Origin of the sequence: Cytobacillus oceanisediminis (assembly GCF_004366035.1) — a bacterium.
GTDB classification, from domain to species: domain Bacteria; phylum Bacillota; class Bacilli; order Bacillales; family Cytobacillaceae; genus Cytobacillus; species Cytobacillus oceanisediminis_C.
Map to the genome: position 1 here is coordinate 39038 of NZ_SOEE01000012.1, position 11003 is coordinate 50040.

Genomic DNA, 11003 nt, shown 5'->3' on the forward strand with positions numbered 1-11003 from the left:
GCTTATTTTCATTAACAGCTTCCAGTCTGTTCTTTTATCAGGGAATGGAAATGTATCATGCTTTCACAGATTTCTTTAGACAAAAATAAGAAGTTGGCGCCCAGGGACTCCCTGGGCGTTTTTAATTCTTTCGATCAAGAAGGATTAGTTTCCTTCGTCCCCTTTTCCTCTTCTTCCGGGCACACTATTTCATCCTTATTAGTTCCCTACACATCTTCTTGCCTCTCCTCCAATGCCCTTCATCCTCATTAGCTCCCTTCGTTCATTTCCTGCTTTTCCCGCAGGCATTTATCCTTAATACGTCTCGCTCCATTTTCACTTTTTAACTCAGCTTCATAAAAAAACACCCGGCCTGTTTTATTCCCAGGCCGGGTGTACATTCTTACTGTGCTTTTGCATATTTATCGTCTATTTTCTTTTCGATTTTTTCAAGCTCCCGGCTATCTTTTAAAAGTTCTTCTTTATTTGCCTTAATCATTTCAAGCATTGATAATTTCTTCTTTTTCATTTCTGTTCACCTTCTCTCATGATGTCTGTAATCTCCTTGATGCTGGATCTATTTTTTTGACAGAGTATGGTGTCTGTCTGTCACCTAAAAAACAATCGTCTTATTTCCATGCACAATGACTTTGTTTTCCACATGCCAGGCGACTGCCTGGGCGAGGACCTGTCTTTCCACATGTCGTCCTGCAATTTTGAGATCCTGTGCAGTGTGGCGGTGATTAACCCGCTGGACATCCTGCTCAATGATCGGGCCTTCATCCAAATCATTCGTTACATAATGAGCTGTTGCCCCAATCAGCTTGACTCCGCGGTTAAACGCCCGTGCATAAGGATTGGCTCCCACGAAGGCTGGCAGAAAGCTATGATGGATATTGATAATCCTGTTTGGAAATTTGGATATAAAGCTGGGCGAAAGGATCTGCATATATCTTGCGAGTACAATGAAATCCACTTTTCCATCCAGCAGCTCCACAGACTTTTGCTCAGCTTCAGCTTTCGTGTCAGGCGTAATCGGAACATGATGATAAGGTATTCCGAAACCTTCCACCACTTCCCTCATGTCGGGATGATTGCTGATCACCAGGGGAATATCCACTTCAAGCTCCTTCGATTTCCAGCGCCATAACAGCTCCAGCAGACAGTGATCCATCTTAGAGACATAAATGGCCATCCGCTTGCGCTCGCCTTTGCCGCTCAGCTTCCACTCCATTGAGTATTCCCTGGCCATTTCAGGCAGATCCTCTTTCAGTTTTGAAAAGGACTCATCAAAATGGTTCATATCGAATTCAATCCGCATAAAGAAGATGCCTGCCAGCGGATCGGTTGTATGCTGGTCAAAATGGACAATATTTGCCTTATGCTCCAGCAGGAAATTGGAGACTGTGGAGATTATGCCTGGCCTCTCAGGACAGGATATCAGCAATGTCGCCCTGTTTGCATTGATATTTGTATTCATATAGATTCCTCCATCTGCATTTCCCGAAGCTGCCATCCATATAAAAAGGACAGAAAAAAGGCGGCTTCTTCATCCCCCTTCTCTGTCCTTTTACCTGAGAGTTTAACCCCTTTGGTGTCGCAGGATTCCTGCGCGCTCTCCAGAGATGCGTCCGACTGCGGTTCTGTCTACCTGAGAGATTGGCTTCAAGGGTATTTTTGAAGCTTGCTCCTTCGGTGGCTACTGAATGCTCTCTCCCGCAGCCGTCATTCGCTCAATATTTTTGTTATTTTCAGAATAATACATTATTTAGACTATGTCAATCGAACTGCGTTTCTTTCACAAAATTGCCACAATTGTAATTTAACTATTTTTTTTCCATATCATTTGCATAGGATAAAGGGCAAATAAAAAAAACCTGAAGACAATGTCTCCAAGCCTTTTTCTATACAGCCGCTTTCGGTTTCGGCTCCTTTTTTTGCCAGGCAATCGTGATAAACAATGTAACGATCAATAGGGCGAGACCGAGCACAAACGGATAGGTTATCCGTACATCGTAAAGTACGCCGGCAATCGTTGGGCCAAGCACGTTTCCAATGCTCATATAAGCATTATTCATCCCCATCGCAAATCCCTGCTCATTGCCAGCCATTTTTGAGATAAGCGTGGTTAAAACCGGACGCAGAATGGAAGTGGCCAGGAAAATGATCAGCGAAATGACAAAGAAAAGTGCATAGCTTCCTGCAAACAGCGATACAAGGAAGCCTGACGCCGCAACAGCCAAAAAGATATTCAATACCTTTCCTTCTCCGAATTTATTAACCACCCGATCGACTACAAATAGCTGAACAATAACACTAATGACCCCCGTTGAAGTCACCATAATGGCAATTTCCTGCGGAGTAGCAGCAAACTCATTATCAAGGTACAGCCCCAGCACTGATTCATACGCCATTAAACCAAAACTCATCACCAATGTGATGACAAGCGGAATAAAATATGGCTTCTTAACAGACATTGCCAGCTTCTTGACCATTGGTTCCTCGTCAGGCATTTCTCCCGGCACCGTCTGCAATGTGCTGCTTTCTTCGAGGAGCACAATTGAAAAAATAACTGCCACTAGAGATACAAGCGCTGAAATCAGAAAAGGCATTTTCAATCCGAAGTCTGCCAAAAATCCGCCAATTCCAGGTCCAACCACAATTCCAAGTGACATTGCAGCTGAGACAAGGCCATTCCCTTTTGCACGCTGCTCCATAGTTGTAATATCCGCAATGTAAGCAAAAATAGCTGGAATCAGCAATGCTGCTCCAATGCCTCCGATTACGCGTGAAAAATAAAGCAGCCAAATGGAATCCACTGCATAAAAGACAAGCATGGATAATGTCAAACCAGCTAATCCGTAAATAATCATCTTTCTTCGGCCGTATTGGTCTGCCCATTTCCCTGCAATGGGTGAAAAAATCAGCTGGGCACCCGCAAAAATGGCAATCATCAAGCCAGCTGCCGTTCCACCCTGATTAATGGATTCCAAATAAGCCGGCAAAATCGGAATAATAATCCCAAAGCTTCCGATCGCAATAAACATATTGATCATTAAAATGACCATCTTTTTCTTTTGATCCCCAGACATAGCGGATACCCCTCCTTCTATATGTGAAAAATTTACATTAATTTATTTAGCACGCTAAATAGCTTATAATGAGACAGGCTGCTTTGTCAAAGGAAAAATAAGAGAAGCTCCAGCATATGCTGAAGCCTCTTGTATTCACCCTTTGAATTTGTCCGGGAATTGCTTCACAACTGCTTTTGAAATGGCATCTGCCATTATGATAATATGCGACAATCCATCATCAATTGAAACAATTCTTGCATCCCAATCCTTAACCAGGCTCGCTGTTAAATCATCTGTCACCAATTCGAGGTGCGTGTATAGCAATTTTTTTACATCTTCATTTTGCAAATTCGGATTGGCTCCGCTTAGAAAAGCAGCAATCTCATCTGCATTGCGATGCCATTTTTTGTTCAGCTGATTCACTTTGGCGCCTTGCCCGCTTTTGGCAGCTTCAACAATATCTCCGGCAATAACAATATGCTCCTTAAGCAGCTCTGTAAGCTTATTTCCTGCAGCATCTCCATAATAAGGCTTTATTGAATTCCCGATTTCCTCCTGATTTTTCAAAAGCCTTGCCAGAACCTGCTTCTGATCCTCCGCACCGGCTGTTGTGGCACTTGTAATATAATTGCTTGTCCATAATACATTGTTCATCCATAACCTGCGGAATTCATTTTCAAACTTAACCTCTGATTGTGTGATACACGGTTTCTGTGCAGCTGCATTGCCTGGAGCTGCCAGCGTATTCAGCGGCAGCAGCAGCATTATTCCCAATATCAGTAATTTCTTCATATCCTTTTCTCCTTCCAGATTGAAAAAGTTTCCTTCTTATTTTGATTATCTTAAGAGTTTTCATTCCAAAAAAATAAAGCTCGAGGCTAATGCCCCAAGCTTTTTCAATCAAACGTTTGATTTATTTGCCATAGCTTGCTGAATAGGAATTTTATTGCACTAATTTGCATATAGGCATATTTTACTTTCAGGTAAATCATTATACTTTCGTATAAATAACCCCTCGGATAAACAAAATTACTATTGTACAGTTATCACACCACTGCTGCCGCAGCAAAGAACTCATTGTAAAGCGCCTGTACCGCGCGTTTTTCATCCACTGCCTGTACGCCAAACATCATGCTCACTTCAGATGAGCCCTGATTGATCATTTCCATATTTACTTTCGCTTTAGCGAGGGCCTTGGATGCCCGGGCCATTGTTCCGATGTTTTGGCGCATCCCCTCACCAACCACCATGATAAGCGACAGGCTATGCTGGATTTTCACCTCATCCGCGTGAAGTTCATGTTGAATGCGGCTCAGAATTTCTTCCTCCACACCATTAGTAAATTGGTTTTCCCGAAGAATAATGGAGATATCATCAATTCCTGAAGGTGTATGCTCATAGCTGAGTCCATACTCTTCCAAAATGGTCAGCAGCTTCCTCCCGAAGCCGACTTCCCTGTTCATTAAGTATTTGCCGACGTATATGCTGCAGAATCCCTGATCACTGGCAATCCCGATCACAGGTCCGTTTGTGTTATCGCGCTCGTTCACAATCCTCGTGCCAGGAGCAGATGGATTATTCGTATTTTTAATCTGCACAGGAATTCCAGCCCTGAATGCCGGCACTAGCGCTTCATCATGCAGGACAGTAAAACCTGCATAGGAAAGCTCCCGCATTTCGCGGTATGTCAGTTCTTTGATTTCTTTAGGACTTTCCACAATAAATGGATTTACCGAATAAACAGCATCCACATCTGTAAAATTTTCATACAAGTCCGCTTTGGCTGCTCCAGCCAAAATGGAACCTGTCACATCCGATCCGCTCCTTGAAAATGTGAAAACCTGCCCATCCCTGCTATACCCAAAGAAACCTGGAAAAATGATAATCCCGTCCTGTTCCCTTAGGGAATATAGATTCTCATATGCCTCGGGAAGAACCTGTGCATTTCCAGGCTCCGGGCTTACAAGCAATCCCGCTTCTTTCGGGTTCACATACCTTGCTTCCACTCCCTGCTGCTGAAAATAAGCTGCAACAAGCTTAGCGTTATTATCCTCTCCGCTCGCTTTGATTAGATCCATAAAAACTTCAGGATCATCTGTATCGCTGGAGAGCCTTGTAAAAAGATCCTCCCTAATCATATCTTTAATGTCCAGACCCAGCTCTAATTCATCAGCGATTTGGCTATATCGATCCAATACAGCTTCAGCCAAGTCATCTGCTGCTTCTCCCAGAATCCGTTTCTCTGCACATGCAATTAATAAATCAGTAACCTTATTATCTGCTGAAAATCGCTTTCCAGGAGCCGAGACGACTATTATCTTCCGCTCTGGATCAGCATTTACAATATTGAAAACCTTTTCGAGTTGCTTTCCGGATGCTAAAGAAGATCCTCCGAACTTCACGACTTTCATCCTGACATCTCCTAATCTCTGAAAATTTAATCTTTATTTTACTCTTATCCGAATAGAAATCAAGAGAAATTCTATCCTGAAAACACATATGTTCACCATAAAAACACACAAAAATATATAAATATATTAAATATGATTAACTTGTGTGATTATATCGCTTCATAATATTATTTAAGAATAATAAAAGAAAACGCTTACAAGAAACATTTTATTTTATCCCGTTCTGCCGAATTGCCCAAAGCAAAAAAACTATTAATATTATGGTTTTTCCCTTTCCAAAACGGGGTATATGTTAAGGATATTTATATAAAGATTTAAATCGTAAAAACACGGGAAGGGAAAAAGTCTATGGGAATCCTAGTTGTGGACGATAATCAAGCCAATTTGTTTGTCATTCAGCATATATTAAAACGCGCCGGGTATAAAGACCATTTAACGTTTTCTTCTGCAAAGGATATGTTTCAGCATCTTCAGGGATATTCACCTTTCTCAGCTGATATAAAAGCAGACATTATCTTAATGGATATTATGATGCCGGAGATGGATGGAATTGAAGCATGCCGGCGGCTTCAGCAGATTCCACATTTAAAGGATATACCGGTGATTTTTGTAACTGCATTGGAAGATTCAAATAAGGTAGCAGAAGCTCTTGATGCGGGCGGAACTGATTATGTTATGAAGCCCATAAATAAAACGGAACTGCTTGCCCGGATTCGTGCTGCATTAAGACTTAAGTATGAAAAGGACTGGCATAAGGAGCAGGAAAATAAAATCAAGAATGAATTGGATTTATCCATGCAGGTGCAGACCAGCATGCTGAGCGAGCCGATTTATCATGAGTACACACTGTTAAAAGCTTCCTACCTCCCAGCCAACAAACTTGCAGGGGACATGTATTACTGGTACCAAATCGATGAACATCGCTTTGCTGCCATCCAGCTGGACATGATGGGCCACGGAATTTCAGCATCCCTTGTATGCATGTTTATCTCTTCTGTTCTAAGGGATGCCATCAGAACATGCAGCGATCCTGAATACGTCATGAAGGAACTAAATCGGTGGATGAATTCCCTTAATCAGCGCAATCAGCGGATTCCATATTATTTTACAGCCATTTACCTCGTCCTTAATAAAAAAGACAAAACCGTCGAGTATGTAAATGCCGGGCATCCAACCGGATACGCACTAACAGATAAGAAGGAAATGGTCAGCTTACCCAGCAATATGTGTGCAGTAGGCTTTTTTGAAGATATTACGATTCAAAAAGAAACAATTCCCTATATAGACTCCATCCAGCTGCTCCTGTTTACGGACGGAGTGGAAGAAGCAGTGGAGCAGAATAATCTTAACCCTTGTGAATACCTTCAGCGCTTCGCATCCTTCCATTGGAATGCAGCCAGAACTGCAGAACCAATCGATATGATTCTGACTAAACAGCAGCAGGCAAGCGCTGATGATGATATGTGTGTTGTTCTGGTTCAGGCAGATTAGGGTGTATACATAATATTTTTGCAAAAAAAACAGAGTACAGTCCCTCAAATAGGGTCCGCACTCTGTTTTTATATAAAGATAAAAATGTGATTATTTTTGAACCTTAAATATTGTTTAGCTCCATAAGGAACGCTTCGGCAGCTTTTGGGATGATGCGTGTCATGCTGACGTTGCCACAGGACGTGGCGTTCATGATCTTCGTTCCTTTGCGGGCAAGGGGCTTCCGCTTTTCTTATGCTGGAGCAGTCTTCCTGAAAATCTTTTCCTGCAGGTTGATTTCTTCAAATACAGGCACTTCCATCCTCAGCGCTTCCTTGCTTCCAAGTCCCAGAACTCCCCCCATGCTGAGGCTTTCATTGAAAAGATTAAAAACATGGCTTTGCAGATCAGTATTAAAATATATCATGACATTGCGGCATATAATCACATGAAATTCATTAAAAGAACCATCGGTCACCAGATTATGCTGCGCAAAAACCATTCGATTAAGCAGAGATGATTTTAAATAAGCTGCTTCACAATCTGTAGTGTAGTATTCTGAAAATGATTTTTTTCCGCCTGCCATAATGTAATTCTTTGTGTAGAGCTGCATTTTTTGCAGAGGGATCATTCCGCTCTCTGCTTTTTTTAACACTTTTTCATTGATGTCTGTGGCATAAATTTTAGTTCGTTCTCCCAGACCTTCTTCTTCCATCAAAATAGACATGGAATAGGCTTCCTCTCCAGTCGAACAGCCTGCATGCCAAATTCTGATCTCAGGCAATTCTCTGAGCATCGGGACTACCTCATTTCGAAAAGCTTTAAAAAACGAAGGATCCCGGAACATTTCGGTAACATTGATTGAAAAATCGCTCAGGACCTTTTGCAGATACCCTTCTTCATGTATAACCTTCTCTGTGAGGCTTGTTATGCTGGGCAGCCGATCCCTGCTAATGCGATTTTGGATCCTCCTTGCAATAGAAGAGCGCATATATTGCCGGAAATCATACCCTGATAAACCGTAAATGGCCTTTAAAAGTAAATCTATCTCTAATTCTTCCTTTTTCAATTCTATTCATTCCTCAACTTTCGAGAATAAAATTATGGCTGCGGGGAAAGCTCCTCATTCTGTCCGTACATTAGAAATGGCGCTCCTCCTGTTCCTTCTATGAAAGCCACACCCTCATAACGGACAGCAGCTGGTCCAGTTTTAATGGCTTGCTGATATAATCTGTTGCACCCGCTTCCATGCACTTTTCCCTATCGCCTTTCATTGCCTTGGCAGTAAGGGCAATGATTGGAACATCCTGATGCCTGTCCAGCCCGCGAAGCCTCTTCATGGTTTCATAACCATCCATAACCGGCATCATAATATCCATCAGCACAATATCAATCTTTTCTGTACCCATTAGTAAATCCAGACATTGCATCCCGTTTTCTGCTGTAAGGACATTCATGCCTTCTTTATTTAATGCATTTTTCAGCGCATATATATTTCTGTGATCATCATCTACGACAATGACTGTTTTATCTTTAAGCTCAGTACCTGTATGCTGATGCTCTGCTTCACTATTTCCTTCAGCAGCTAGGGGTTCTGCTGCCTCATACACTTCCTCCAGAGGTTCAGCGGTTACTGCAGCTTCTTCAAAAGCAAGCGTTCCTGCCTCAATTTCAGGCATGCCGTTTGGCAAATTCGGAATGACCAGTGTAAAACGGCTTCCTTTTCCTTCTTCACTCTCCACTTTGCAAATGCCGCCGAGCAGCTGGGCAAATTCCTTGGAGATGGACAATCCCAGGCCCGTTCCGCCATATTTTCTCATCGTGGCTCCATCGGCCTGCTGGAAGGCTTCAAAAATCAGCTGCTGCTTTTCTGCTGGAATGCCAATGCCTGTATCCAGCACTGTTATTTTAAGCCAATCATCTGTATAGGTGGATAACGGCAAACCAAAGAAATCGCTCTGTGCGGCTTTTTCAAAAGTGACTGCTACTGAACCTTCTTCCGTAAATTTAAATGCATTTGACAGGAGATTTTTCACAATTTGCTGCAGCCGCTGCTCATCGGTATTGAATACAGGCGGCACTTCTTCTGAAGAGCTTACAGTAAACTCAAGGTTTTTATGCTTTGCCACTTGTGTAAAATGCTGCTTCATACGCTGCGACATTTCACCCATATTGACTTCCTCAAAACTGATCTCCAATTTTCCTACTTCTACTTTTGAAAGGTCCAGAATATCATTGATCAGGGTAAGCAAATCCTGTCCTGATGTATGAATAACTTTGGAAAACTCCCTCTGTTCCTCAGTGAGCATTTGATCCGGGTCTTCTGTCAGCATCTCTGATAAAAGCAATATGCTGTTAAGCGGCGTGCGCAGCTCATGAGACATATTTGCCAGGAATTCTGACTTGTATTTTGAGCTTAAACTCAGCTGCTTTGCTTTTTCCTCCAGCTCTTCCTTGGCAGCCTGAAGTTCTTCGGATTTCATTTCCGCATCTCTGGAGCGCTCTTCAAGCTGTTCATTAATCATACGCAGCTCTTCAGATTGACTTTGCATTTCTTCAGATTGCGCCTGCAGCTCCTCCGACTGGGACTGCAGCTCTTCAGCCTGTGCCTGCAGTTCCTCTGTCTGTGCCTGAGATTCTGCCAATAAGCGTTCGATCTCCATTCTTCCTGAAATATTCGTAATGGCTATTCCTAATGTTTCAATTACTTTTTCCAGGAGCTTGATCTGTACATCAGTGAACTGCCTCAAACTTGCCAATTCTACAACTGCAACGACCTCGTCTTTGAGCATGACGGGTGCCATCATGATGCTTTTCGGCCTGACATCTCCCAAACCGGTTGATAGGACCTTGTAGTCCTCAGGAACATCATGAAGGAATATTGTTTTCTTATCCCTGACTGTTTGCCCTGCCATTCCTTCCCCAGCAAAGAAAAAGTCTCTTCCCGCATCTTCCGCCCCATCGGCATAAGCAGCTTGTTTTTTAAATACAGGTTTGCTTCCGCTGTCATCTTTTACGTAAAAGACTCCGAGATTGGCTCCGGCGGCAGGAGCAAGCCTGGAAATAAAATCATCTGCCAAATTTGCTATAGTCACATGCTGGCTATAAATGCTTACTAATGCAGCAGACTGGCTTTGAATCCAGTTCTGCTCACTGATTTCAGCCGAATAGCGCTGTTCTTTTACGTAATAGTTCTCGAGTGAATCAGCCATAGAGTTGAAGGCTATTGCGATTTCACCAATCTCATCTTTTGTTTCGATATTCAGCCTTGAAATGGAAGAAAGGTCTTGATAATCAATATCCTTAATCCCTTTTATAATTAAGCTGATGCTTCTGCCTGTACTTCTAATCACCCAAACTGTCACTCCGATGATTAAAATAATGGCTATTGCAACCGCAGCAACCAAAGTCGATAGTAACTGGCTATACGTTTCATTTGCACTTTCCAGGGAATCAGCCATGATGGATTCCTGATATTCTTTAAATTCAGCCAGCTTTACTAGAAGAGAGTTTCGGTTTTCCCTTTCATCCCTGTACAGATCTTCCAAGGAATCCAGATCTCCGCTTCCCATTAATCCAATGAAGCTGTTTTGCATTTGGGCATAAGATTCATATGCCTGTTCTACTTCCTTTAATAGCAGGCTGGATTTCTGTCTATTTAATTCATTTTCCAATTTAAAAATCCGGGTTTTTATCCCTTCATGGTTTGCCTCAATCAATTCAGCCGTCATGGCTGGATCTGCCGATTCTATGTCGGTGAGCACACTCAGCAGCTGCTGATCTGTCTGGTAAAAAAGCTGTCTGATCTCTGTAGCCTGGTTTACCTTATAATAGCGATCCTCCACAATTTCCAGCATATTTGCCTTCATTCCGTTCACCATAGACAGAATGACAAACATTAGAATAAACATAAAAAATACGGTTAGGCCCAAACCCATTATTTGCTTTCTCTTAAAGCTCACCTGTTCTCTCCTTCTTTCCCCCAATATTTCTTTATCTTTGTTTCCGTTCTCAAGTTCATGTTCACGTTTATGAGTTTAGGATTTTAATAGACTAGCTTCTTTACCCT

8 protein-coding genes and 1 riboswitch are annotated in these 11003 nt (G+C 42.4%); of the genes, 1 reads left to right on the plus strand and 7 read right to left on the minus strand.

Annotated features, from left to right (window positions below; translation table 11 throughout):
* Window positions 1-382: 382 nt before the first annotated feature.
* From DFO72_RS24385 to DFO72_RS24405, 5 genes are all read right to left on the minus strand, one after another.
* Complete coding sequence (locus DFO72_RS24385) at window positions 383-508, minus strand: FbpB family small basic protein (RefSeq protein WP_019380090.1); 126 nt, start codon at window positions 506-508, stop codon at window positions 383-385.
* An 84-nt stretch (window positions 509-592) separates the two neighbouring features.
* Complete coding sequence (gene purU / locus DFO72_RS24390) at window positions 593-1459, minus strand: formyltetrahydrofolate deformylase (RefSeq protein ID WP_113884884.1); 867 nt, start codon at window positions 1457-1459, stop codon at window positions 593-595.
* A 148-nt stretch (window positions 1460-1607) separates the two neighbouring features.
* Window positions 1608-1708: riboswitch (glycine riboswitch) on the minus strand.
* 175 nt (window positions 1709-1883) lie between these two features.
* Complete coding sequence (locus DFO72_RS24395; RefSeq protein ID WP_113884885.1) at window positions 1884-3071, minus strand: MFS transporter; 1188 nt, start codon at window positions 3069-3071, stop codon at window positions 1884-1886.
* 135 nt (window positions 3072-3206) lie between these two features.
* Complete coding sequence (locus tag DFO72_RS24400; RefSeq protein WP_113884886.1) at window positions 3207-3845, minus strand: glycosyltransferase; 639 nt, start codon at window positions 3843-3845, stop codon at window positions 3207-3209.
* Between the two features lie 254 nt (window positions 3846-4099).
* Window positions 4100-5464, minus strand: coding sequence for an aspartate kinase (locus DFO72_RS24405; protein ID WP_113884887.1), 1365 nt, complete (start codon window positions 5462-5464; stop codon window positions 4100-4102).
* A gap of 348 nt (window positions 5465-5812) precedes the next feature.
* Between DFO72_RS24405 and DFO72_RS24410 the strand changes: the two genes are divergently transcribed.
* Complete coding sequence (locus tag DFO72_RS24410; RefSeq protein WP_113884888.1) at window positions 5813-6955, plus strand: fused response regulator/phosphatase; 1143 nt, start codon at window positions 5813-5815, stop codon at window positions 6953-6955.
* 232 nt (window positions 6956-7187) lie between these two features.
* On the opposite strand, the gene DFO72_RS24415 is transcribed toward DFO72_RS24410, so the two are convergent.
* Together DFO72_RS24415 and DFO72_RS24420 are read right to left on the minus strand one after the other, a co-directional pair.
* Window positions 7188-8003: a CheR family methyltransferase gene (locus tag DFO72_RS24415; RefSeq protein WP_113884889.1), complete on the minus strand. Its 816-nt coding sequence runs from the start codon at window positions 8001-8003 to the stop codon at window positions 7188-7190.
* Between the two features lie 97 nt (window positions 8004-8100).
* Window positions 8101-10896 carry a response regulator gene (locus tag DFO72_RS24420; RefSeq protein ID WP_113884890.1) on the minus strand — a complete coding sequence of 932 codons (2796 nt, stop codon included), beginning with the start codon at window positions 10894-10896 and terminating at the stop codon, window positions 8101-8103.
* Between the last annotated feature and the right edge of the window lie 107 nt (window positions 10897-11003).

Excerpts from the sequence above, each read along its gene's own strand:
- DFO72_RS24385 (WP_019380090.1), bottom strand. The coding sequence starts at position 508 with ATGAAAAAGAAGAAATTATCAATGCTTGAAATGATTAAGGCAAATAAA.
- purU (WP_113884884.1), bottom strand. The coding sequence starts at position 1,459 with ATGAATACAAATATCAATGCAAACAGGGCGACATTGCTGATATCCTGT.
- DFO72_RS24395 (WP_113884885.1), bottom strand. The coding sequence starts at position 3,071 with ATGTCTGGGGATCAAAAGAAAAAGATGGTCATTTTAATGATCAATATG.
- DFO72_RS24400 (WP_113884886.1), bottom strand. The coding sequence starts at position 3,845 with ATGAAGAAATTACTGATATTGGGAATAATGCTGCTGCTGCCGCTGAAT.
- DFO72_RS24405 (WP_113884887.1), bottom strand. The coding sequence starts at position 5,464 with ATGAAAGTCGTGAAGTTCGGAGGATCTTCTTTAGCATCCGGAAAGCAA.
- DFO72_RS24410 (WP_113884888.1), top strand. The coding sequence starts at position 5,813 with ATGGGAATCCTAGTTGTGGACGATAATCAAGCCAATTTGTTTGTCATT.